20 protein-coding genes, 1 tRNA gene and 1 pseudogene are annotated in these 25099 nt (G+C 53.9%); 10 read left to right on the top strand and 12 right to left on the bottom strand.

Translation table 11 applies throughout. The features are described 5' to 3' along the window. Positions 1-12: 12 nt before the first annotated feature. The 7 genes and pseudogenes from ispC to rpsB form a co-directional block, all read right to left on the bottom strand. Complete coding sequence (gene ispC, locus OES20_06935) at positions 13-1176, bottom strand: 1-deoxy-D-xylulose-5-phosphate reductoisomerase (protein ID MDH3634424.1); 1164 nt, start codon at positions 1174-1176, stop codon at positions 13-15. Continuing rightward, entirely contained in the window at positions 1173-1988 is an 816-nt protein-coding gene (locus OES20_06930) for a phosphatidate cytidylyltransferase (protein MDH3634423.1), read from the bottom strand. The genes ispC and OES20_06930 overlap by 4 nt, the downstream gene beginning before the upstream one ends. Further along, positions 1988-2728 carry a polyprenyl diphosphate synthase gene (uppS, locus tag OES20_06925; protein MDH3634422.1) on the bottom strand — a complete coding sequence of 247 codons (741 nt, stop codon included), beginning with the start codon at positions 2726-2728 and terminating at the stop codon, positions 1988-1990. The genes OES20_06930 and uppS overlap by 1 nt, the downstream gene beginning before the upstream one ends. Positions 2729-2749: 21 nt before the next feature. Continuing rightward, complete coding sequence (gene frr / locus OES20_06920) at positions 2750-3307, bottom strand: ribosome recycling factor (GenBank protein MDH3634421.1); 558 nt, start codon at positions 3305-3307, stop codon at positions 2750-2752. Continuing rightward, positions 3304-4035, bottom strand: coding sequence for a UMP kinase (pyrH, locus tag OES20_06915; GenBank protein ID MDH3634420.1), 732 nt, complete (start codon positions 4033-4035; stop codon positions 3304-3306). Before pyrH ends, frr begins: the two co-directional genes overlap by 4 nt. 171 nt (positions 4036-4206) lie before the next feature. Continuing rightward, a complete protein-coding gene (tsf, locus tag OES20_06910) occupies positions 4207-5079 on the bottom strand; it encodes a translation elongation factor Ts (GenBank protein ID MDH3634419.1) in 873 nt (290 codons plus the stop codon). A gap of 482 nt (positions 5080-5561) precedes the next feature. After that, a pseudogene (gene rpsB, locus OES20_06905) lies at positions 5562-6293 on the bottom strand (30S ribosomal protein S2). Between the two features lie 245 nt (positions 6294-6538). Here rpsB and map point away from each other — a divergent pair. The 3 genes from map to OES20_06890 are packed head-to-tail and all read left to right on the top strand — an operon-like array spanning position 6539 to position 11549. Continuing rightward, positions 6539-7306, top strand: a complete 768-nt coding sequence (map, locus tag OES20_06900) for a type I methionyl aminopeptidase (GenBank protein MDH3634418.1) — start codon at positions 6539-6541, stop codon at positions 7304-7306. Then, the gene (gene glnD, locus OES20_06895; protein ID MDH3634417.1) at positions 7296-9959 is read left to right on the top strand and encodes a [protein-PII] uridylyltransferase; all 2664 of its coding nucleotides are present in this window, start codon (positions 7296-7298) and stop codon (positions 9957-9959) included. The genes map and glnD overlap by 11 nt, the downstream gene beginning before the upstream one ends. A 12-nt stretch (positions 9960-9971) precedes the next feature. Further along, entirely contained in the window at positions 9972-11549 is a 1578-nt protein-coding gene (locus OES20_06890; GenBank protein MDH3634416.1) for a hypothetical protein, read from the top strand. Between the two features lie 21 nt (positions 11550-11570). Here OES20_06890 and OES20_06885 read toward each other — a convergent pair whose 3' ends face one another. From OES20_06885 to OES20_06875, 3 genes are all read right to left on the bottom strand, one after another. Continuing rightward, complete coding sequence (locus tag OES20_06885; GenBank protein MDH3634415.1) at positions 11571-13307, bottom strand: hypothetical protein; 1737 nt, start codon at positions 13305-13307, stop codon at positions 11571-11573. Between the two features lie 64 nt (positions 13308-13371). Continuing rightward, entirely contained in the window at positions 13372-13740 is a 369-nt protein-coding gene (locus tag OES20_06880) for a VOC family protein (protein ID MDH3634414.1), read from the bottom strand. Next, on the bottom strand, positions 13737-15824 hold the full coding sequence (locus OES20_06875) for a molybdopterin-dependent oxidoreductase (protein ID MDH3634413.1): 2088 nt from the start codon (positions 15822-15824) through the stop codon (positions 13737-13739). The genes OES20_06880 and OES20_06875 overlap by 4 nt, the downstream gene beginning before the upstream one ends. A 117-nt stretch (positions 15825-15941) precedes the next feature. Between OES20_06875 and OES20_06870 the strand changes: the two genes are divergently transcribed. The 7 genes from OES20_06870 to OES20_06840 all read left to right on the top strand — a co-directional run bounded on the left by OES20_06870 (position 15942) and on the right by OES20_06840 (position 23266). Continuing rightward, on the top strand, positions 15942-17111 hold the full coding sequence (locus OES20_06870; protein MDH3634412.1) for a PLP-dependent aspartate aminotransferase family protein: 1170 nt from the start codon (positions 15942-15944) through the stop codon (positions 17109-17111). An 11-nt stretch (positions 17112-17122) separates the two neighbouring features. Next, positions 17123-18232: a mandelate racemase/muconate lactonizing enzyme family protein gene (locus tag OES20_06865; protein MDH3634411.1), complete on the top strand. Its 1110-nt coding sequence runs from the start codon at positions 17123-17125 to the stop codon at positions 18230-18232. A 20-nt stretch (positions 18233-18252) separates the two neighbouring features. Further along, complete coding sequence (locus OES20_06860) at positions 18253-19620, top strand: pyridoxal-phosphate dependent enzyme (GenBank protein MDH3634410.1); 1368 nt, start codon at positions 18253-18255, stop codon at positions 19618-19620. 125 nt (positions 19621-19745) lie between these two features. Next, the gene (locus OES20_06855; protein ID MDH3634409.1) at positions 19746-20687 is read left to right on the top strand and encodes a hypothetical protein; all 942 of its coding nucleotides are present in this window, start codon (positions 19746-19748) and stop codon (positions 20685-20687) included. A 6-nt stretch (positions 20688-20693) separates the two neighbouring features. Beyond that, complete coding sequence (locus tag OES20_06850) at positions 20694-21692, top strand: hypothetical protein (GenBank protein ID MDH3634408.1); 999 nt, start codon at positions 20694-20696, stop codon at positions 21690-21692. Between the two features lie 111 nt (positions 21693-21803). Beyond that, positions 21804-21880: transfer RNA gene (locus OES20_06845), tRNA-Arg, on the top strand. Continuing rightward, positions 21851-23266, top strand: a complete 1416-nt coding sequence (locus tag OES20_06840; protein MDH3634407.1) for an FAD-binding oxidoreductase — start codon at positions 21851-21853, stop codon at positions 23264-23266. The genes OES20_06845 and OES20_06840 overlap by 30 nt, the downstream gene beginning before the upstream one ends. A gap of 55 nt (positions 23267-23321) precedes the next feature. Here the strand turns inward: OES20_06840 and OES20_06835 are convergent, their stop codons facing one another. Together OES20_06835 and OES20_06830 are read right to left on the bottom strand one after the other, a co-directional pair. Continuing rightward, a complete protein-coding gene (locus tag OES20_06835) occupies positions 23322-24692 on the bottom strand; it encodes a cyclopropane-fatty-acyl-phospholipid synthase family protein (protein MDH3634406.1) in 1371 nt (456 codons plus the stop codon). Positions 24693-24750: 58 nt separating this feature from the next. Next, positions 24751-25089, bottom strand: a complete 339-nt coding sequence (locus OES20_06830) for a P-II family nitrogen regulator (GenBank protein ID MDH3634405.1) — start codon at positions 25087-25089, stop codon at positions 24751-24753. Positions 25090-25099 lie beyond the last annotated feature (10 nt).

The raw sequence follows: 25099 nt of genomic DNA, 5'->3' as shown, positions 1-25099 counted from the left end.
TCAGTTCCGTATTTAAATAAGCTTGCGTGCCAGTTCACGCGCATTCAAATCCGCTTCCAGTATAACGTCCAGATCATCAGCGGGTAAGCTTGCTGCCTGCTCCATGACTCTGGTAATCATTTTCGGAATCTCGGTAAATTTTATCTGCCTGTTCAGGAAATGTTCAACTGCAATCTCGTTTGCAGCGTTCAATACCGTCGTGCTGGTACCACCCTGATGCCAGGCCTCTCGCGCCAATGCAAGGCATGGGTATCGCCTGTCATCGACCTGCGAGAAATCCAGGTGACTGACCTGCAAAAAATTCAATGGTTCAACTCCACTTTCCATCCGGTCGGGCCACGCAAGGGCATTGGCAATAGGCGTTCGCATATCAGGATTGCCCATTTGCGCAATGACCGAACCATCATTATACGCAACCATGGAGTGTACTATGCTTTGCCGATGCAGCAGAATTTCAACTTCGGTATGATCGACAGCAAACATCCAGCAGGCCTCGATCAATTCCAGCCCCTTGTTCATCATAGTAGCTGAATCCACCGATATTTTTGGTCCCATATCCCAGTTCGGATGGTCACAGGCCTGTTCCGGGGTGGCGTTTTCGAGCGATTCTAGCTCGGTATCCCGAAATGGCCCACCCGAACCGGTCAGGAAAATTTTCCGTACACCCTCACCCGCAACGCCCTTACCAATCGATCCTGGCGGCAGACACTGAAAAATTGCATTATGTTCGCTGTCAACCGGCAACAGCTCAGCGTTATATCGCTGAACCTCATCCATGAACAGGGCCCCTGCCATAACCAGGGCTTCCTTGTTGGCAAGTAACACGCGCTTGCTCGCGCGAACCGCGGACAAGGTCGGCATCAGGCCCACCGCCCCGACGATGGCAGCGACGACAACATCGACTTCATCAGCTGCGGCAACCCTGGCCAGCCCATCTTCGCCAGCCAGAACTTCAGTTGCCAGATCTGCGATCGACTCGTGCAGCTGCTGGGCACTGTCGGGATCACGCATCACCGCGAAATCTGGTTCAAACTGACGGCACAGTTGCACCATCTTTTGATGATTACTATTCGCGGTCAGTGCATAAAGTCGAAACCGGTCGGGGTGTCGTGCAACAATATCGAGCGTGGATTGCCCGATCGACCCGGTCGCACCCAGCATCGTAATCTGCTTCATAACGACCCCGCCAGAAAAGTACCAGCGACGAATACCGGAGACGCGGCGATCAGGCTATCGATACGATCCAGCACACCGCCGTGCCCCGGCAGCAACTTGCCGCTATCCTTCACGCCGGCTTCTCGCTTGAGAACACTTACAAATAAATCACCAACGACCGAAATCAACGACGTTGCCACACTGATCAGGAAAAATTCCGCTAATCCCAAACCCCATCCCGAACTCAGTTGATACACGCACGGTATCCAGAACAGGTTGGCGACAAGGCCACCGCATAAACCTTCCCAGGTCTTGCCCGGGCTGATGGTCGGGGCCAGCTTGTGTTTACCGAACCTTCGTCCGCTGAAATAGGCGCCAATATCGGCAATCCAGACCAGGCTGAACATGTAAAGCAGCATCCCGGCACCATACACGTAATGCAGGTAGATAAGACCATGTAAACAAATCCACAACAGGTCCAGTCCGAGACCAAGCAAGAGCACCCGCACCAGCAGCGGCAAGCGACCGCTGTGTCGATAAGCCATCAGTCCAAACGTGATCAATATCCACAACGCCATTCCTGCCAGTGCCTGCCAGTAAATCAGCAGTGGATTGACTTGCGTTAGCGACCACCAGAAAAGCAGTACAAATGCACCCGAAGCAATTGCAGTCGCCACAGCGGGCGATTTGATCGTCAGCCGCAACAATTCGGTGGTCGCCGCGAAAAGCATTGCGACGAACAAGAGGCTGACCCAGAAAGTATCGGGTACCAAAATTGTACCGATTACCACGACCGCAAGAACAATCCCGGTAATAATGCGCTGCTTGAGCACTAGTGTGCGGCCTCTATCTGCTCGCCCGTTTTGCCATAACGACGCTGCCGTCGAGCATATTCGGACAAAGCAAGACGCATATCATCGTCCGAAAACTCGGGCCAGAGCCGGTCACAAAAATAAAATTCTGTGTAAGCGAGCTGCCATAGCAGAAAATTGCTGACTCTCTGCTCACCCCCAGTGCGAATGAATAAATCGGGATCCGGACTGTCACCCAGTGAAAGTTCCTGTCTGAAAAGCTGCTCGTCAATTTGCGACGGCAATAATTCGCCAGCACTAACCCGCTCGGCAAGGATCCGGGCTGCATTGACGATGTCCCATTGGCCGCCGTAATTAGCCGCAATATTAAGTGTCATGACATCGTTTTCACAGGTCATGGTTTCAGTTTCGTCGATCCGTTGCTGCAGGTCTGAAGAAAACCTGGCCCGGTTACCAATGAAGCGTATGCGGATACCCTTTTCATGCAACTCGCTTGAGTATTTTTGCAAAGACTGCATGAAAAGATCCATCAACCCGTGTACTTCCTCGTCGGGACGATTCCAGTTTTCACTGCTGAATGCGAACAGGGTGAGGTGCTTGATTCCAGCACCTGCGAAATATTCAACGACTCGACGGGTTGTTTCGACACCTTGTCGATGACCGAAACTGCGAGGCATCATTCTTTTCTTTGCCCAGCGACCGTTGCCATCCATAATGATGCATACGTGGCCGGGAATCGATGCCTGTGATTGCGAAGTCATGATTCCTTTTCAATACCGCGATCAAATTTCCATCAATTCCTTTTCTTTGGTTTGTAACAATGACTCAACCTCGTCGGTAGACTGATTCGTTACTTGCTGAACGAGGTCTTGTCCCCGCCTTTCTTCATCCTCGGAAATGTCCTTATCTTTCAACAGGCCTTTCAGTTCATTGTTGCCGTCACGGCGAATATTTCTGATCGCAACTCGTGAATTTTCGGCAAGTTCCCGTACTACCTTAACCAGTTCCTTACGTCTCTCCTCGGTAAGTGGCGGCATCGGCACGCGAATAATGGTACCGGCCGTGGTCGGATTGAGCCCCAGATCGGAGGTCAGAATCGCCTTCTCGATCACCGGCACCATGCTCTTGTCCCAGGGCGTTACCGCAAGGGTGCGAGCGTCTTCAACCGTTATGTTGGCGGCCTGGCCAATCGGGACTTCGCTGCCATAGAAATCAACCGTAATATGATTGAGTAAACTAGGGTGCGCGCGGCCGGTTCTGATCTTACTGAGTTCGGCTTTAAAGGCTTCGATGCTCTTGCCCATTCGATTGCGCGCATCTTGTTTGATATCTTCTATCATTTTTCTACCTCTTTACGGGTTACCCGGGTTCCCACCTGCTTGCCCTTTGCCAGGTCGAGCAACGCTCCCGGCTGATTGATGTCGCAAACGACCAGGTCCAACGCGTTATCATTGCATAAAATCATTGCTGCGACATCCATGACCGCCAGGCGTTTATCGATTGCCTGGTCAAAAAACAGGTGCGTGTAGCGCACTGCATCGCCGTCTTTGACCGGGTCCCGGTCATAAATCCCGTCAACCTTGGTCGCCTTGATCAACAGGTCAGCCTGTATTTCTATGGCACGCAGACTCGCCCCGGTATCAGTCGTGAAATAAGGACTACCGGTCCCGGCAGCAAATATAATGATCTCCCCGGCGGCAATGCGTCGACGGGCATCGCGTTGCGTATAAAACTCGCATACCTGCGGCATCTCGAGTCCAGACATGACCGCGGCAGCCGCACCATGTTGCAGTAACTGGTCATTCAGAGCCAATGCATTCATTACCGTGGCCAGCATCCCCATATGATCGGCAGTAACGCGATCCAGCCCCTTCAGCGCCAGGTTAGCGCCGCGCATCAGGTTGCCGCCACCGACGACGCAGCCAATTTCGACGCCGTTGTTGTGTAATACAGCTAGCTCCAGGGCGAGTTTTTCGATCATTCTTGGATCGATACCCGTTTCATTATCGCCCTGCAGCGCTTCGCCACTGAGCTTTATTAATATGCGTTTATGTTTGATTTTCGCCATAGGATCGTGATCTGTGCCCGGCTTCATCGACCCGGTAAAGCCGGCACAATTTGCCCACAACTGCGGGAGTTAAAATAACATCGCGGCATTATAAGTCCATTGCCCGGCAAAGTACTTGTCAACAGCGCTTTTCGTCAAAAAAAAGCCGCGATTCTCGCGGCTTTGCTAACGTCAGGCATTTAGCTGAGAGGCCACTTCTGCGGCGAAATCTTCGACTTTCTTCTCGATACCCTCACCCACTTCGTAGCGAATAAAGCGATTCACCGAGGCACCCGCATCCGACAGTAGCCCCGCAACCTTCTGGTCCGGATCCTTGACAAACGGTTGTCCCAGCAGGGTTACCTCGGCCAACAACTTATCAAGCCTGCCCTGAATCATTTTTTCAATAATCTCGGCCGGCTTGCCGCTGGATTCAGCTTGTGCTACCAGTATCGATTTTTCGCTTGCAATAAAATCGGCTGGAACAGATTCCTGATCGACAAATTTCGGATTAACCGCCGCGACGTGCATGGCGATATCGCGAGCCAAATCGGCATCGGCGCTGGAATCAACCAGCACGCCAATGCGAGCGCCATGCAGATAAGCGGCAATCGAGTCACCGGATTCCAGAATTTCGAAGCGGCGTACCTGGATATTTTCTCCAACCTTGGCAATCAGTGTCTGGCGAGCTTCTTCCACCGATTGACCGCTTGCCAGTGACAATGCAGACAACGCGTCGATGGATTCCGGTCTATTTTGAGCAACAGTCTCCAGCACTTCATCGGCGAAGGCCTGAAAGTTATCATCCTTGGCGACAAAATCGGTTTCAGAATTAATCTCGAGAATAACAGCCGATTTACCATCCTCGTTAACCTTTATCTTGATCGCACCATCCGCCGCGACACGACCGGCTTTCTTGTCGGCCTTGGCCGCGCCGGACTTGCGCATCAGCTCTGCTGCTGCGTCAATATCGCCACCGGTTTCGACCAATGCTTTTTTACATTCCATCATGCCCGAGCCGGTTCGCTCGCGCAGTTCTTTTACTAGAGATGCTGTTATAGCCACTTCACTACCTCGTTATTCCCTGCTACTGGACAGGTGCCTGGTTAGTCCTTACTGGCGGCCTTTTTGGTCGCCGCTTTTTTCGTTGTTGCCTTTTTGGTTGCCGCTTTTTTCGTTGTTGCTTTTTTGGCCGCTGCTTTCTTGGTTGTCGATTTTTTGACTGCTGCCTTTTTAACCGCTGCTTTCTTAGTCGCCGCCTTTTTCACTGCCGCCTTCTTGGTCGCCGCTTTTCGGGTCGTAGCCGGTTCAGCACTGGCTTCCGGGGCCGCCGTCTCCGGCATCGCAGCATCTGCATCAGTTACCGCCTCTGCATCGGCTTGCTCTGGCTCTGGCTGGCCAGGCGACTCGTCTGCTAACGCGACGTCCTGGGCTTCAGCTGCTGCAGGCGCGTCAGGCCCAACTTCCCGTTCCGGCGCCGCGGCCTGTTTTACGGGAGCAGTCTTGCGAGCAGTAACTTTTACCGCGGGCTTGTCACTGACAACCTCTTCTTCGTTGATTTCGATGAGTTCGTCTTCACCGTCGTCAGCGGTAACAATGCTCTGCTTGCCTTCCAGGATCGCTTCAGCTACCAGCTTCGTATAAAGCTTGATGGCGCGCATCGAGTCGTCGTTACCAGGCACGATGTAGTCAATGTTCTCGGGTGAGTTATTGGTGTCGACAATGCCGACGACTGGAATGCCAAGCTTGGCGGCTTCCTGTACCGCAATTTTTTCGTAACCGACATCGATAACAAATAAGGCATCAGGCAAACCGCCCATCTCCTTGATACCGCCCAGGGTCTTGTGCAGCTTTTCCTGCTCGCGCGCGAGTTGCAATATTTCCTTTTTGCCGATTTTTTCATAGCTATTGCTCTCGGCCATATCTTCCAGTTCTTTGAGCCGCTTGATCGAGGCGCGTACCGTTCTGAAATTGGTTAACATGCCACCCAGCCAGCGGTGATTGACAAATGGCATGCCACAACGCTGCGCTTCTTCTCTTATGGAATCGCTGGCGGCACGCTTGGTGCCGACAAACATGACCTTGCCTTTCTTGGAAGCGATTTTACCGAGGTAATTAACCGCGTCCTTGCACAGCGGCATGGTTTGCTCGAGATTGATGATGTGGATCTTGTTGCGCTCCCCAAAAATAAAGGGAGCCATTTTTGGATTCCAGAAACGGGTTTGATGGCCGAAATGCACGCCCGCTTCCAACATTTCACGCATGGTGACGTTAGACATAAGTTTCTCCAGATGTCTGTGGACAGCACTTGTACGACTGTCCCGGGTTAAGCCTCCACATACCCGACGCTTACGACCCGCTCTCTGGTAAAATTCGGGCACCCATAAGCGCGTTATGGAATGTGTGTGTCGTTTAAAACAACGGGCCAAGGCCCGATGTCCTGTATATTTCCCGCGGCGGTTGCCGAAGGCGCGCGCTTTATACCATAATCCCGTATCCTCAACAACCAGTTAGCTCTGTTTTTATGGGTGTCACGATCAAATCCAGTGAAGAAATCGAGAAAATGCGCGTTGCCGGGCGCCTGGCTGCCGACGTGCTGCGCATGATCGAGCCCCATATCGAGCCCGGGGTTACTACGCAACAACTCAACGATATCTGTCATGAATTCATGGTCAATGAGCAGACCACCGTGCCAGCGCCGTTGAACTACCGGGGATTTCCGCGTTCGATATGCACCTCCGTCAACCATGTTGTTTGCCACGGTATTCCGGCCGAAAAAAAGTTGAAAAATGGCGATATCATTAATATTGACATTACCGTCATCAAGGACGAATACCATGGCGATACCAGTCGCATGTTCCTGGTCGGCAAACCTACGGTGCAGGGACAACGGATATCACGCATCGCCTACGAATGCATGAAAGTCGGAATTGAAATGATCAAGCCCGGCGTACGCCTCGGTGACATCGGGCATGCTATCCAGCAACACGCGGAAAAAAACAACTGCAGCGTGGTGCGCGAATATTGCGGGCATGGGATTGGTCGGGTTTTTCACGAGGATCCGCAGGTACTGCATTATGGCAAGCCGGACACCGGGCTGGTACTGGAGCCTGGGATGACCTTCACCGTGGAACCAATGATCAACCTGGGCAAACGTTACGTAAAGCTGCTGCCGGACGAATGGACCGTTGTTACCAAGGATCACAGCCTTTCGGCGCAATGGGAGCATACCAACCTGGTGACTGAGAATGGTTTCGAAATTCTGACCTTGCATCCCGATTTTGGATTCTGAACCCGTGAACGGGGTCATCGAGCAATATCTGCAGCAGGCCCTCGATGGTGACAAGTTAAACGCGAAAACGATTGCGGCTGGCCTCAGTGCTGCGCGTCAGCAGATTTACCGTGAATTCGACGAAGGCGTCGCGGTCGAAAAACTGATCCATGGAACCGCGGGGATGATCGATCGGGTCCTCGTATTCTGTTTCCAGCATTTGATCGCTAATCAGGATCAATGTGACTGCTGCCTGGTGGCTGTCGGCGGCTTTGGCAGGTCTGAATTATTACCGGGTTCCGATATCGACCTGATGATTCTGCTGGGAAAGAAGCCAGGCAAGGCCCAGCAGGAGGTACTCGCGGCTTTTCTGACCTTTTTGTGGGACATCGGCCTCGAGGTCGGGCATAGCGTGCGCACTATCAAGGACTGCGTTCGCGAAGGCAAATCCGATGTCACGGTCATGACCACGATGATCGAGTCGCGCCTGGTTTACGGCGACACCCGGCTCTACGAAAAATACCAGCAGGCGATTTCGCCGAGAAAAATGTGGTCATCACGCAAGTTTTTCGAAGCCAAGCTGGAAGAACAACATGATCGCCACCTGCGCTTTAATGACACCGCTTATAACCTCGAGCCCAATATTAAAGAAGGCCCGGGCGGCCTGCGTGACATTCAGATTATTGGCTGGGTGGCGAAGCGGCATTTTAATGCGGCTTCTTTCAAAGAGCTGGTTGAACACGGCTTCCTCACCGATGCGGAATTCGATCTGCTCGATACGGGCCAACAGCATCTGTGGCGCGTTCGTTTTGCACTGCATCGCCTGGCGGGTCGCCGCGAAGACCGCCTGTTATTCGATTACCAGAAAAAAGTCGCCGAATATTTCGGATTCAAATCTGGCGAGCACAACCTGGCGATCGAACAATTCATGCAACAGTACTATCGCACCATCATGGAACTCGAGCGACTCAGTGAAATGTTATTGCAGATTTTCAGGGAAGAAATCCTGTTAACGGCATCGCAGCGCAAAATCAAACCGATCAACGAACGTTTCAACTTGCGTAACAACTATATCGAGGTCGCCAATCCTGATGTTTTCAAAGCGCACCCCGAAGCACTGGTTGAGCTATTCCTGCTGATCTCGTTGAATGAACGCTGTGAAGGTGTTACCGCGTCGACGATCCGCCTGGTGCGTGAACATCTTTACCTGGTTGATGATGAATATCGAAGCGATGACACCGTCAATCACTTGTTCATGCAGCTGATGAGCGCGCCCAACGGCATGACCCACCAGATGCGCCGCATGAATTCCTACGGCTTTCTGGCGGCGTACATCCCCGCCTTCGGCAAGATTACCGGGCGCATGCAGTACGATCTATTCCATGCCTATACCGTTGATCAGCACACGATCTTCGTCATCCGTAACCTGCGCCGCTTTGCACTCGACAAACACGAGGACGAGTTTCCGTTCTGTAACCTGGTTTACAGCAAGCTCGAAAATCCCTGCCTGCTCTACCTGGCGGCTTTATTTCACGATATTGCCAAGGGCAGGGGAGGTGATCACTCGGAGCTCGGGGCTGAAGAAGCGACCCAGTTTTGTGTACAACACAAATTAAATCGCAAGGATACACGGATCGTATCGCAGCTGGTACGCCATCACCTGCTGATGTCTGTTACGGCACAGCGCAAAGATATTAGTGATCCCGACGTGGTGCGGGATTTTGCCCGCCAGGTGGGCAGCATGAATATGCTGAATTATCTATACCTGCTGACTGTCGCCGATATTCGCAGTACCAATCCGAAGCTGTGGAACAACTGGAAGGACGCGCTGCTTAAACAATTGTACCGCGCGACCAAAACCGTGATCAGGCGCGGCATCGAGCACGCACCCGACATCGATGAAATCATCCAGGAAAACCGCGATGCCGCACTCGAGGAAATGTCCGACCTGCCGTTTAGCGTGGTGCAAATCAATTCGGTTTGCGACCGGGTGCCGGGCGATTACTTTCTACGACATCATCCGCTGGAAATTAAATGGCATGTCAATGCGATTCTAAGTCACACTGACCAACCCAGGCTGGTCAGTATTCGCCAGTCCACCGAAACCCGCAATACCAAGGTTTTCGTTTATGGTGATGAGGCCGCGCATACCTTTTCGCAAGTGACGGGCACCCTCGGAGCCATGGGTTTATCCATTTTAAACGCTGAAATCTTCACCACCAGGGATAACAAAATCATGGATACCTTTATTATCCAGGACCAGAATAACCAGGCGGTTACCGACCCAGAGATTATCGAGCGCATCGAGCACAACCTGCTCAAGGCGCTTGAATCGGACTCGATTTACCAGGGCAAAATCAATACGCGCAAACCCCGGCAGTTGAAGGCTTTCGACCATCCGACCGAGGTTCAGTTTGAGCAGGATTATCTGAACGGCCGCACCGTAATGGAAATCAGCGCCATCGACATGCCCGGCATGCTGTCAGTTATCGCCAATGTCATCGCTGAAATGGACATCAATATCACGCACGCGAAGATTTCAACCCTGGGCGAAAAGATCGATGATATTTTCTATCTCACGACCCCCGATGGGAAGGCCATCACCAATCAGTCAATACTGGACGCCCTCGAACAGGGTCTGGTTACCGCCCTCGAAGCGAAGAAAGCTGCCTGAGGCAGTCCGGCAATGGATAGGATCCTGGGTAATCCCATTGAGCAGGTAACGGACGGTGAAAACAACCCGGTAGAGTTTGATTTTGCCTATCCTGTTAAGGCTGACGTGGTCACCGCGATTAACCAGTTAAAGCAATTACATGGAGGCGATATTTACCTGGTTCCCATGTCCGGAACCTCGACCGGGGGCGGAATATTCCAGCCCGCCCGGAAACCGTCCGGAACCGTCGTTGGCTTACGTTTTGATCCGCCACTCGGTCCGCGAGTGAGCAGGGCTTCGCGCCCGGGGATAACCGACATCGGCCTCGACGAAATCGTCATTGATACCGAGCATCAGCAGGTCAGTGCCGGTAGTGCGATTACGCTGGACCAGTTGAACCGCGTGCTGGTACAGGAACTCGGGCAGGGTTTCAAGGTGCCGGGCGCCGATTTAACCAGTTACCTGTATGCCGCCGTTGGCGCCACCTTCATGACCGGGGGCATGGGCCCGCAACGCAGATACTTCAGCGACAGCGTTATCGAAATTGCGCTCTTCGATGGCAGCACGATCGTCAGCATCCAGGGTGATGAACTGCGAGGGTATGCCGGTACCTACGGCTGGAGTGGGATCGTCTGCGCGGTGCGCTGCAATTACTGCCGCTTTCCGGCGAACGAAGTCGCGTTTGCACTGCCGGTTTCAAACCGCCCCGCTGATCTTGCCAGGTTGCTCGAACACTTATCTCCTCATGTCTTCCTTGACCTGGATAGCGAACCGGTCAAGTCGCGCACGGGGAACCACGATCTCATTCTCGGAATCGAACACGTCAGCAGGGGTTCAATGCAGCCCCTGCTCTCCAGCGCAACCGATCATCCCGCACGAAAACGAGCCGAGGTCATGCAACAAAAATGCGTTGCCGCGGGTGCCACTGGACTGGTCTTCGTCAATGGATACAGCGAGCGGCCCGCTGACGAGTTCCTGATCAGCCTCGCGGACGACCCGCAGGCGCAGGAATACACGATTGCAGGAATCGGACTCGAATATGCCGAAATCTTCACCGAGCCGGAGGAAATGCGGGCGCTGCGTGAGGCAATACCCTACACCGCTCGAACCCAGGTGCCCAGCGGACGCATGGTCTACAAGAATCACTCCGATGCAAATATACGGGTTTCGGCGCACGCGGTTGCAGCAGTTGTAGAGCAGCTTTGGGAGATTAATCGTGATTACATCGCGCGCGTTGAAGACTATTTTGACGGTAACCGTGAAATCGACGGCCAGATCCTGGTTTATGGTCACCTTAATCCCTATGGTCTCGATCCACACAACCGGGTCACGATGAGCAGTAATAGTGAATCTGCGTTTCGACAAGCCCGCGATTTCCTGATCGAACAACGCGCGCAGTTCTACCGCGCACTGTCGGCATTGTGTAAAGATGACAGCGCGGTATTCGTGGGTGGCGAAAAAGCGGCCGATTCGGAACTCGGTATATACCTGGCCCTTGGTGGTCCGGAGAACGCCCCAGCGGCGCTGTTCAACCGCTTCAAACAACAGCAGGCAACGATTCGGCGGGCCGCTAAAATATTCAACTGGCGAGCGCCACCACCCTATGGCTGAGGCGGGAGCTTGATATACCGCTCAGGTTTTATCCGGCAGCAGCCGCGTGAGTCCGGGCAGACTGATCGCGGGATGCATACCCAGTGCCTTGAGGTCATCGACAACCGGGATTGGCAAAGCTTCTGCATCGATCTTCTGGTTTAACACGCCACCGATAATAACCGGCAGCGACAGGGATGCATCGTCGAGCATCTGTTTTAACTGGTTGGCATACTCGAGCGCCATGCCGTTGTGGGTACTCAACAACAGGGCATCGACCGGCTGCGCCAGTAGTGCGGCCACCAGATCTGATGGATTCTGCTCGGCCCCGAGGTAAACGACATCGGCATCGGTTTCACTGAGCAACTGTGCCAGCGCCCCGGCTGCATGCTCGTGCACGTCGCTGGAGGCAACCAGGAAACGTTTCCCCTTGACCCGGTCTCGAAACGTGGCCTCGGCGAACATCGGGCGATACTCGTCGATAACACCCTGCGCCATGGCGTACATATCGGTCACGAATTCGGGGCTGCCAACCTGATCGGCAGCAAAGAGTTGCTCGAAACCCTGCGCTCCCAGCTTTTTCAGCACGTAAAGCATTTGCAACGGATTGGTGATATCGACACCCAGATCGGCCAGGCCCGAGAGTGCATTCCGGTAAACATCCTCACCCTCGCGGCAGACGATTTCGGCAAAGGATTCCGCCGCCGAGAAATCGACATGCGGGTAGAGACGTCGCGCGCTCGCCTCCACCTGGCGACCGAACAGTTGCGCTTCAATGATTTCATCGGCCGACGGAATCCTGATTGCTTCCGTCACCGGCAGCGGTAATACCGCGTGACCGCTGGGTGCATGCAACTGCACCAGGATATCCCACAGCAGGTACTCCGCCGTGACCGCCCTATTCTTCTCGAATTCATGGCCAAAGGAGAGGGTATCCCCGTAAATCATTGAACCAACCTGCTCGCCGCGATGGATTTTGTGCAAGGCCAGCACCCAACCGGCGCGTTTCACCGGATCCCGGGTCAAGCCACCGATACAATGCGTCAGGCGCGTACCAATGAGTTCTTCAACCAGGTAACGCTCCAGCATCGCCCAGGCTGCGACGGTCGAATAATGCTGGAACAGGGCGCCAAAGCCGTCTTCGAGGTAGGAATGCAGCATCGCGCCCTGCTCGCGAAACTCACCCAGCAAGGCCATCGCAGTGTAAGTCTGGGCAGCAGTTTCGGCAGTATCACTCCAGCCGGGTGCTTCAAAGGTAAAATACTGCGACAGGTTGCCAATCGTGGTACAGCCAATTCGCAGCGCCTGTACCGCGTTGCCAACCGAAGCCGGCTGCCCGATCATGAAATCTCCGAAGTGCGGCTGGATCGGTGCCACTTGCGCAATATTGCGCCAGTCTTCATCCTGCACCAGCATCGGTCCGGTTTCGGCCGCCGCCGCGGCACGCATTCCGGGGGGTAAACCCATGCGTCGATCGATTGCGAATCCTGCCCGGTCGAGCCGATATCCCTTAAGTGACAACTCCTCGTGAATTCTGGTCAGCGCCTGCACGGTTGCATCGATATCGTTCATGCCGATATGCGCGTGGTACATGACGTGGTTGTCACGCATTGCCTGCAGCTTGTACTCGAGCTCGGACTGGACGCCGTATTCGTCGAGGAATGCCGATCGACCGACAGTGATCTGCGTTGCCAGGTCAACGGCCTGCTGCCGCAGGCGGTTGAGGTCAGGCAGATCGTACTGCGCTGCTCGCCTGACCCGCTCGATCGCTTCCTTCACCACGGTTTAGGGGCATCTGACTGGAGACAAACTGCGACCCAATTATCGGGAAGTATGCGCTGCATTAGCCTGACGATACCGGTTTGTCGCCCCAGACTGCAAACTCGTTACCACTGGGCTCACTAAAATGGAATCGGCGCCCACCAGGAAACTCAAATACCGGTTTTTCGATGCGCCCGCCAGCCTGTTCCACTCTGGCCAGGGTCGCCTCGAGGTCATCGCTGAAAAATACCAGCAATGCGGCGCCACTGAGCGTGCTTGAATAAAGCTCCGAGCGATAGAATCCGCCATCCAGGCCCTGGTCCGAGAAAGCACAGTAGCCCGGACCGAAATCCTCGAATGTCCAGCCGAATACCTCGTTGAAAAAGCGTTTGGTAGCGTCCAGGTCACGCGCTGGCAATTCGACATAGTTAAGCTTCTCATGCTGTTTCATACTACCTCCTCCGGTTCTGTCTTAAGCCACACCGCGGTATCATGATAAATCGCACCACCGTTCGGTAAACCGGGTTCGGCGGAGACCAGCGCGTTTACACCCAGCCCTTCGATGAAGGCGTGGTTTGGCCATATGCTTTCGATAATGACGACTCCGGGCTGCATACCATCAAAGATTTTTGCATGCAACAGGATATCCGCGATGCGATTCCCGACCCTGACAAGGCCGCCATCTTCGATTCCATGGTGCGCCGCATCTTCGGCCCTTAGCATCAGGGTTGGCCTGTGTTCAGCCTTTTGCGAGGTCTGGGTCTCGGTAAAACTGGTATTCAGAAACTGGCGCGCAGGTGCAGCGACGAGGCGGAAAGGATGCTCATCGTCGGTATCATTAGCCACCGGCATGTGATCCGGTAGTTCGGGCATCTGCTCGTAGTCAGGACCTATCCGGCTCCAGTCGGGCTTGAAATGAAAGCGTCGATCAGGCGTCTCGAAACCATCGAGAAAGTTACCGGTTTCAAATTCAGGCGCGCAGTCAATCCAGTGATCCTGGTACAGCGTCTGCTCATCCGGAAGCCCGCTGAGCCTGAGACTCTCATCGATCAGTTCTCGCGCTTCCTTGCGGAAGCCTGCGTGGTCGAATCCCAGTCGTTGCGCCAGCTGCCCCAGCACCCAGTGATTGCTGCGACACTCGGCAAACGGATTTACCAGTCCGCGGGTGACCTGCACATGCGTATGTCCCCCGGCCTGGTAAAAGTCGTCGTGCTCGAGGAACATCGTGGCCGGCAGCACGATATCCGCCATGGCGGCCGTTTCGGTCATGAATTGCTCGTGCACGCAGGTAAACAGGTCATCGCGTGCAAAACCCTCGATCACCTTGCGGGTCTCGGGCGCGACGACGACCGGATTGGTATTTTGCACCAGCAGTGCGCTCACCGGCGGTCCTCCCTGCAAATCCCTGGGATTACCGCACAGTACATCACCGATTCGCGATTGATCCAGGATACGGGTATCAGGATCGAGAACATCGAGCCCCTTGATGATCGACTGGTCAATCGCGTATAGGCCACCATTGGCATACAGCGCGCCGCCGCCCGGGTAGCGCCAGGCCCCGGTCAGGGCGGGTAAACAGCTCGCCGCGTGCATGTTTGCGGCCCCGTTACGCGAGCGCGTGAAACCGTACCCGAGACGCAGAAAACTGCGCTCGGTGCTGCCATAATGTCGCGCGAATTCAATGATTTCTTCCGCATCAAGTCCGGTAATCGCAGCCGCCCAGTCGGGTGATCTCGATTGCAGGTGATCCTCGAGTTCGCGCGGCACATCGCAAAACTGATCCAGGTAATCGCGATCGACCAGATCATCGGCGAAAAGCTGGTGCATGACTGCGCAGGCCAGCGCACCATCGGTACCGGGTTTCAGCATCAGATGCTGGTCAGCTTTTTTAGCGGTCGCGGTATGATAGGGATCGACGACCACCAGCCTGGCACTACGTTCACGGCGAGCTTTGGCAACGTGATGCATGACGTTTACCTGGGTATAAACGGGATTACCGCCCCACATCACGATCAGGTCGCTATGCGCCATGGTTCTCGGGTCGGAGCCGCGTTTTACCCCGGTACCGGCGAGCCATCCCGCATCGGCGAGCGTAATGCAAAAAGTAGAATGTTGGCGCGACGTTTTCAGCAGGTTGCGGAACAGTTCGATACTGTCACGCTGGATCAGGCCCATGGTGCCGGCATAGTGATAGGGCCACAGCGTTTCGTTGCCGTGTTTTTGCATGGTGCGGGCAAAGGCCTCGGCAACCTCATCCAGCGCCTGCTCCCAACTGATCGCTTCGAATGCCGAACGGCCTTCGCCTTTGGCACCGCGGCGACGCAGCGGTTGACCGATTCGTGCCGGATGATGAATGCGTTCGGCATAGCGGGCAACCTTGGCACAGACAACCCCGGCGGTGTAACTATTGTCCCTGGCACCTGCAACCCGACCGATAGTGTTGGCATCGAGCAGCTCGACCTCGAGTGCGCAGGTACTGGGGCAGTCGTGGGGGCAGGTGGAATGGGCCCTCTGCGGATAGTTTACGGCCTTCATGCAACACATTTTGCAAGATTGCCCTAAACAGTGCCAGCACTAGTCGATGTGCTTTTTTAATTTGTCTGACTAATGCTAGAATCGCCCTCCTTTGTGAACCAATAACCGGGGATCCTGATGAGCGGCAAAGACAATCGACACTTTAAAACACGCGAAGTACGTGCCGGGGTCAAGCCAGACCCGGTCACGGGCGCTATCCTGACGCCTATCTACCAGACCACGACCTACGTCCAGGAATCCGTCGATCAATACCTCGAAAAAGGCTATTCCTACAGCCGCTCCGGTAATCCGACCGTGGCAGCACTCGAAGCTAAAATTACCGCGCTCGAGGGTGGCGTCGGCAGTCTCTGTTTCGCGACCGGCATGGCCGCCACCAGCTGCACCATCATCGGCATGGTCGGCACCGGCGAGCACGTGATTCTGTCGGATGTTGTCTACGGCGGAACCCATCGCGTTACGACCAAGGTTTTGAACCGCTGGGGGCTGGAATGCAGTTTTGTCGATACCTCCGATCCTGCAAATGTGCAAAACGCAATCCGTGAAAACACGAAGTTGATTTTTACCGAATCCCCGGCAAACCCGACACTCAAGCTAACCGATATCGCCGCGATTTCGGAAGTAGCGCAGGCAGCCGGGATTCCACACGTGGTCGATAATACTTTCCTGACACCCTACTACCAGAGACCGCTCGAACTCGGTGCCGATATCAGCCTGCACAGCACCACCAAGTTCATGGAAGGCCACAACGTCAGCGTGGGCGGCTCCATTACCGCGGCTAACCAGGATCATCTCGAGCAAATCATGTTCGTGCGCAACTGCCTCGGCAGCAACATGACACCGATGGTCGCGTTTTATACGCTGCAGGGTGTCAAAACCATGAGCACCCGGCTCGAAGCACAGTCGGTCAACGCGCTCAAGGTGGCCCAGTTCCTCGAAACCCATCCGAATGTCGATCGCGTATGCTATCCCGGGCTGGAATCCTTTCCGCAAAAAGAACTCGCCGACCGCCAGGCCAGCGGACATGGTTCGATGCTGTGGTTCGACGTTCACGGCGGGGTCGAATCCGGTAAAAAACTGATGGATACCCTGCAACTCTGGAGTCTCGCGGAAAACCTCGGATCGGTCGAATCCCTGGTCACGCACTCGGTGACCATGACGCATGCCGATATGCCCAAAGAGGAGCGCCTTGCCGCCGGTATTACCGATGGCCTGGTGCGCCTGTCGACGGGCCTTGAGTCGGCCGAGGATCTGATTGCCGACCTGAAACAGGCACTGGACGGACTCTAGGCACACAGCGCATGCTGATCACCAGCGTCGAAACCTTTGCCACCGAGTACGTAACGCTGGTGCGGGTGCGCACCGATGATGGGGATGAGGGCTGGGGACAGGCATCGCCCTACAATGCTGACCTTACCGCCGAGGTTGTCCACCGCCAGGTCGCCTGTCACGTACTCGGTATGGATGCCTCCGACATCGACGCGATTACCGCCACCGTGCTCGACCGCGAGCACAAATTCCAGGGGACTTACCTGTACCGTGCGCTTTGTGGTGTCGATACCGCGCTGTGGGACATCCGCGGCAAGCGCGCCGGTAAAAGTGTGCAACAGCTGCTGGGTGGTAACCGCAGCGAGTTTCCGGTTTATGCCTCGAGCATGAAGCGCGACATTACTCCACAACAGGAAGCCGAGCGCATGCTCGCGTTACGCGACGAATTCGGCTATCACTCGTTCAAATTCCGCATCGCGCAAGAATGTGGACATGATATCGATCAGTGGCCCGGTCGTACCGAGGAAATCGTCAAAACCATGCGCGCTACCCTGGGAGACGACGTCACCCTGATGGTGGACGCGAACAGCGGCTATACGCCGCAGAAAGCGATCGAGGTCGGACAACTACTTGCCGATTACGGGATTAGCCATTACGAAGAACCCTGCCCTTACTGGGAGCTTGATTGGACCCGGGAAGTGAGCACAGCACTCGATATCGACGTCACCGGGGGCGAACAGGACAACAACATGATCGTCTGGAAACAGATGATTGATAGCCATGCGGTTGATATCGTGCAGCCCGATATCTGCTACATGGGTGGAATAACCCGCACGCTGCAGGTTGCGGACTACGCCAAACAGGCCGGTATTCCCTGTACGCTCCATTCGGCGAATCTAAGCCTGGTTACCCTGTTTTCGATACACTTCATGGCGGCTATCGAAAACGCGGGCAAATACGTCGAATTCTCGATCGAGGGCAGTGACTACTACCCGTGGCAGGAGAATATTTTCGGCCCACAGTTCCATATCAAGGATGGTAATGTGTTAATAACTGATAAATCCGGCTGGGGAATCGAAATCGATCCCGAATGGATTGCCCTCAGTAATTATCGAATCAGTTATAATGGCTCACGATTTTAACCCGATCATGGCACCCGAATATGACGATCTATAATTCTGTACTTGAACTGATTGGCAATACGCCGATTCTGAAACTCAAGCAGTTTGATACCGGCCCTTGTGACCTGTTCATAAAAATGGAATCGGAAAATCCGGGGGGTTCAATCAAGGACCGGATCGCGGTAACCATGATCGAGGCCGCCGAGGAAGAAGGTAAACTCAAGCCCGGCGGTACGATCATCGAAGCAACCGCGGGGAATACCGGGTTGGGACTCGGTCTGGTTGCCGCACAAAAGGGTTACAAGCTGATCCTGGTCATTCCGGACAAAATGAGTCCGGACAAGATACGTCACATTCGCGCAATGGGCGTCGACGTGCGCCTGACCCGTTCGGATGTGCAGAAAGGCCACCCCGAGTATTACCAGGACTATGCCAAGCGCCTCGCGGCCGAAATCCCGAACTCTTATTTCATCGACCAGTTTTCGAATCCCAACAATCCAAAAACCCATCGAGTCGATACTGGACCGGAAATTTTGCGGCAAATGGATGGCAAGCTCGATGCCATGGTGGTCGGTGTAGGATCGAGCGGGACCGTGACCGGACTTGGCTGGTATTTTCACGAGCATGCACCCGGTTGTGAAATGATCGTTGCCGATCCGGAAGGCTCGATTCTTGCTGAAACGATTAACACCGGGCATACACCGAAGGCAGGTTCATGGCTGGTCGAAGGTATAGGCGAAGACTTCATGCCGCCGATTTGCGATATCAGCCTGGTCAAGAAAGGTTATTCAATCAGCGACAAGGAGGCCTTTCAAACTCAGCGTGAACTGTTGCGCAAGGAAGGCATTATCGCGGGTTCATCTACCGGGACGCTGCTGGCAGCCGCATTGCGTTATTGTCGCGAACAAACCACGCCGAAGCGGGTACTCACCTTTGCCTGCGACACCGGTAACAAGTATCTGAACAAGTCGTTTAACGATTCCTGGCTTGCCGACCAGGGCTTGCTGGAACGGGAAAGCCACGGTGACTTGCGGGACATTATCGCGCGGCCAATGGATAGCGGCGATGTCGTTACCGTCACCTCCGAAGACAACCTGCTCACGACCTATAAACGGATGCGCATGTTCGATGTGTCACAATTGCCTGTTGTCGACGATGGGCATATCGTCGGGTTAATAGACGAGTCCGATATTCTGCTCGGCATCTACGAAGACGAGGATAACTTCCAGATGAAAGTTGCCGAGGTCATGGTAACCCGCCTCGAGACAGTCTCCCCAACCGCAAGCATCGATGACATCGTCGCGCTGTTCAAGGAAGACAAGGTTGCGATCATCGCCGATGGCGATACCTTTTACGGCTTGATTACCCAGATCGACCTGATCAATCATCTGCGCAAAACCACGCACTAGACGGATCCATACGGAATATCAAATGGCCCGTCATACGGCCGTTTTGACTTCCAACAGAAAACATTATTAAATGCCAGGGCTCGCCCGGCTATTGAGATGAACTAATACAACCAGAGATTCCCGCTATGGAAGTTCAGCGTCTGCATACCAGTCTCAGCTCCAAGATCATTACCCAGTTCAGTGTCGTTGTAATCGCGGTGATCATACTGATCGCGCTTAATTTTGATCTGATCTACCCGTTTTACTTTGAAAACCAGCTGACCAATATCGGGATTGCGATCAATAGTACGATCCTGGGGCTACTGACTATCGGGCTTGGTAATATTTTTTATAACCTGCTGCGCTATCGTCGTGAAGAAGCCACCATCGCTGCTTTTGTAAATAATGTCGACTCGCTAAAGCCTGATCTCATGGAGGGCCTCCCGGCCAATTCGGTTGTTGCCAAGCGGCATGTAACGATGCGCTCTATCCAGAAGGCAAACGGTGAAATCAACCATGGCGCGCTCGCGGCAATGTTAAACGCCGATGAAGCCACGCATTTTGGCTTAATTCGTTATATCAATAATATTCTAATCCTGACCGGTGTTTTCGGCACCATACTTTCTCTGTCGATTGCATTACTGGGTGCGTCCGACCTGATCGACTCGGCCGATGCCAGCCTTGGCGGTATGGGACTGGTGATCTCCGGTATGTCAACCGCGCTTTCAACCACCATTACCGCCATCGTCGCCTATGGCATATTCGGCTACTTCTATACGCGTCTGAATGACGTGCAAACGCATTTTCTCAGCGGAGTTGAACACCTGACCTCGGTTTATCTACTACCCCGGTACGTGCGCTCTGGCGACGATATCCTGCACAAGATGGGTGATTTGATCAAATCGGTCATTTTCGCTACCGACAACATGAAAAAGACCCAGCAGCTATACCATGACTCCGCCGTTTCGCTGCAGCAGACAATCGACGCAAACCAGCAGCAAATCGACAACCTGAACCACGAGATGGAGGCCATCAAACAAATACTGCGTGAAGGTTTTCGGCTGCCAACGCTCGGCAGCGAGCGTTAGAGACCGATGGATGCTGGCTTTCCATCTATCGGCGGCAGCCACGCGGGGATTGGCGGCGAAAACAGCTTCTGGCCGTCTTTCACCGACATCATGATGGTGATCACGATGATTTTCCTGATGGCAACCAGCCTGCTGGTCGTGCGCAACTGGCAGCTGGTCGCAGAACTGCAGGAAAGCATTACGGCAGAACAAATAGCGTCGCAGATGATCGAGTCGACAACGCTGGAAAACGCGACGCTCGAAGAACGTCTTGCCAATGCCGAACAAAGTAACTCTATTTTACGGCTGCGCCTGTTGAAGAAAGAGGAGGAGCTTGATCTTGCGCAAACCGCAATACGTGAGCAGGAAACCCGAATTGCCTCGATAGAGCTGCAAAATACCGAGTTGCAATTCACGGTGCAGCAATCCCAGTCACAACTCGAAGCGGCCGGTCTCGAAATCGACGCCGCGAACGCACAATCCCAGGCCTTGTCGCAACAGATTGCCGAATTGAATCAACGGATGTCTCAACAGCAACTGGAAAGCGATCAAGCCCGGACACAGCTCGAAAGCGCGCGCCAGCAGATTGCCGGCTTGTCCGAATCCAGCACTCGTCAACAACAGAGTATCGCGCAGTTAACACAGGACAAGCAGCTACTGAACAAGGAAATCGAATCCTATAACCAGCAGCTGCTGACGCTCAAAGGCGACTACGAAACGGTCAAGTCCAAGTATCAGGAATTAATCAAGCCCGCGCGTACCGCGAGGGGCAAGTTCATTGCCGAAGTCTACTATGTCAAGGGAGAATCCGGGAACGTAATTCGCTACCGCCAACCCGGCGACAAGGATTTCAGCAGGCTCAGCCTGGCTGAAGTCGAAACTCGCCTGGCGCAACTGAAACGCGAACAGGGTGCAAATCTTTACGTCAAGATCATCATCCCCGATGACAGCGGCCTGACTTACAACGAGGCCTGGGATTTCATGCGCAAACTGCTGGTCAAGTACGACTATTACTACCAGGAGTAATTGACTTCAGCAGCGTTAAGTGAGAAACGGGATTGTCTGCGTGAATCCCGTATTCGATCATAAAGCGTCAATTTTCGCGAGACGGCCTAACTGCTATAATTTCCGATCAACGTCCCCGTGGCACAACTGGATAGCGCGACGCCCTCCTAAGGCGTAGGTTGCAGGTTCGATTCCTGCCGGGGACGCCACCACACCTGTCGGGTGCAGGTCAATACCTTATCAGCAATGGCATCTTTATGACCGATTTGGCCTACGAACAAAAGAAACAAAACCTGAGCGCCCAGCTACAGCGTAATAGCGAGGCTATCCGCCTCGAAAAAACGACGTCCAACCTGTTCAGAACCCGGGATCAGGCCGGGGGTCCGAAACTCGACGTACGTTCACTCAACCAGGTACTCGAAGTCGATGCCGAAAACCGGGTTGTCGAGGTTGAGGGTATGACGACTTATGCACAACTTGCCGATGCCTGCCTGGCGCAGGGCTGCATGCCCCTGGTCGTGCCACAACTGAAATCAATTACGATCGGTGGCGCGGTATCGGGCATCGGCATCGAATCCACATCTTTCCGTCATGGCCTGCCGCACGAGTCAATCGAGAGCATGGAGGTCCTGCTTGCGGATGGCGAGGTTGTCACCTGCACACCCGGGAATGAGCATTCGGAGCTGTTCTTCGGCATTCCCAACTCCTATGGCACGCTGGGTTATATCCTCAAACTCACCACCCGGACCATGCCGGTGGAACCCTTCGTCAAACTCGAACACGTTCGCTACACGGATATCGAAGAATACTTCTTAGCCGTTGAAGAGGCCTGTAATAGCGACGTTGATTTCGTTGACGGTTCGATATTCAATGATCGAGAACTCTATCTGACCCTCGGCAGATTTGCTGAAACAGCGCCTTACACCAGCGATTACACCTGGTTAAAAATGTACTTTCGCTCGATTCGGGAGCGTCACGAGGACTACCTGAGCGTTCATGACTATATCTGGCGCTGGGATACGGACTGGTTCTGGTGCTCGAAAAACCTGTTTGTGCAAAACCTGCCGATGCGGCTAATTCTGGGGCCTCGCCTGTTGAATTCGATCACGTATCAAAAAGTCATGCGCTGGAACAATCGCACAGGCCTGACGGCGACCATCAATAAATTACTGGACCGTCGTCCCGAGGGCGTGGTTCAGGATGTAGACATTCCAATCGCAAAGGCGGCCGATTTCCTGCGTTTTTTTGTCGAAGAGATCGGTATTCGCCCGGTCTGGATGTGCCCCATTGGCGGTCACGACCCAACGCGACGTTACCCACTGTACCCGCTGCACGGCGATGGACTTTTCGTCAATTTCGGCTTCTGGGACATCGTCCCCAACCCGGAAAAGTACGAAAGCGGCTATTTCAATCGCAAGATAGAAGCGAAAGTTCAAGCGCTCGGCGGGGTCAAGTCACTCTATTCCGACGCCTACTACGACGAAGACAGGTTTTGGCAACTCTATGACGGCGAGCTGTATTTCAAGCTCAAGCAGAAATACGACCCGCAGGGGCGATTAAAGAATCTTTACCAGAAGTGCGTGCTCAAGCAATAGCCTATCGCGTTGTCTATCGCAGCGATCAGAGCGATCCACCGGTATGGCAAAAGCCTCAAGCGTCGGTCAGTTCCTGCCTCGGCGTTGACTGGCGGGTCTTGCCCGGGTAAAGGTGCGCACGCGACCAGGGTAGCTCGTTGTTCCTGCTGCGTGAAAAAACAACCTGGAAAAGTTGCAACTCGCCGACGTTGAAGGCCGCGATCGAGCCTGCAAGATAGAGCCGCCAGGCCCTGACAAATTCCTCATCCATCATCGCACGAACCTTGTCACTGTTTAACTCGTACCTGTGCAGCCAGTGTTGCAGCGTCCTGGAGTAATGCAGGCGCAGATTTTCGACATCGAGTATCGAAAGCCTGTTCGGTTCGAATATCTCCATCATTTCCTTGAGGCTCGGAGGATAGGCACCCGGGAATATGCGACGCTCGATCCAGGCGTTCATCGGTGCGGGGCGGTTACGACCAATCGTGTGAATCAGCCCACGTCCTTCCGGCTTCAGGCAACGGTCTATGACCTTGCCCAGGGTGGGGAAATCACCCTTGCCGACGTGTTCGAGCATACCGACCGATACAAACGCATCGTATTGACCGGTGATATTACGATAGTCGTCAAGTACATACTGGACCTTGTCAGACAGGCCTGCTTTATCCGCAACATAATGCGCATGCGCGACCTGTTCCTTCGATATGTTGTAGGCTTTCACGTTCACGCCGTAATGTTTTGCCATGAACAGTGCCAGCCCTCCCCAACCGCAACCCGCTTCGACAACGGTGTCGCCGGGCTTTAGTTGCAGCTTACGACAAACATGGTGCAGCTTTTCTACCTGTGCCTGCTCGAGCGTCATTTCCGGATCCGAGAAATAAGCGCAGGTATACTGCATTACCTCGGTATCCAGCCATAACTTATAGAAATCGTTACCGATATCGTAATGGTGATAGATATTGTCTTTGGCCTTATCGTGAGAGTTGGCAATGCGTCGGTGTCCCAGCCAGATTATGGCTCGCTTAAACCGGCCGCCTCTGCCGCCGTCCTCGAGATTCGAATAGATAATCTCCGAAAACCTGACCAGATCGCCCTCGACCGTGGCCTGACCGGTCGAATACAAATCGCCGAAATAAAGCTCGGGATTCAAAATGGTTTTGATCATCGCGCTGCGATTGTAATAGCGAATAGTCGCGATCGGATTCGTGACCGGCGGTGTAACCGCGACGCCGTCCCAGAGAATTAACACAATGGGCGGATTTCCCACCACTTCCAGCATTTGCCTAGCAATCCAGCGGTCCAGTTGCGTTACAACTGAGCGGGTCACGCGGGTGTTACATGGTTTGGGCAGGATTACACCTGGCCTTGCCGAGACAGCTATATCTTCCTTAGCTCCATGTGACTCGTGTTCAGCAATCTCATTTTCAAAATTAGCGTTCGCACTCATCGATTTCACTCACATCTAGAGTTCCACGGACGGTTAGGGTAATAAATTTTTAGCCTTTTTACAAAGCCGAAGATCCTGATTCACCGGTTCTAATGCGTACTACATGATCCAGATCAGCTACAAATATCTTACCATCCCCAATTTTACCGGTTCTGGCGGATTCGATAATCGCATCGATGACCTGATCGACAAGCTCATCATCGACGGCAACGTCAATTTTAACCTTGGGGATATAGTCAACCACGTATTCTGCGCCGCGATACAGTTCGGTGTGGCCTTTCTGGCGACCAAAACCCTTGACCTCGTAAACGGTCATTCCATGAACACCGATGTCAGACAGGGCGCTGCGTACGTCATCCAGTCTAAACGGCTTGATTACTGCACTGACTACCTTCACTGTGACTCCT

The sequence above is a fragment of the Gammaproteobacteria bacterium genome (assembly GCA_029862005.1).
GTDB lineage: Bacteria > Pseudomonadota > Gammaproteobacteria.
Note: the sequence above shows the minus strand (reverse complement) of the source record. Positions and strands in the feature narration are given on the sequence as shown.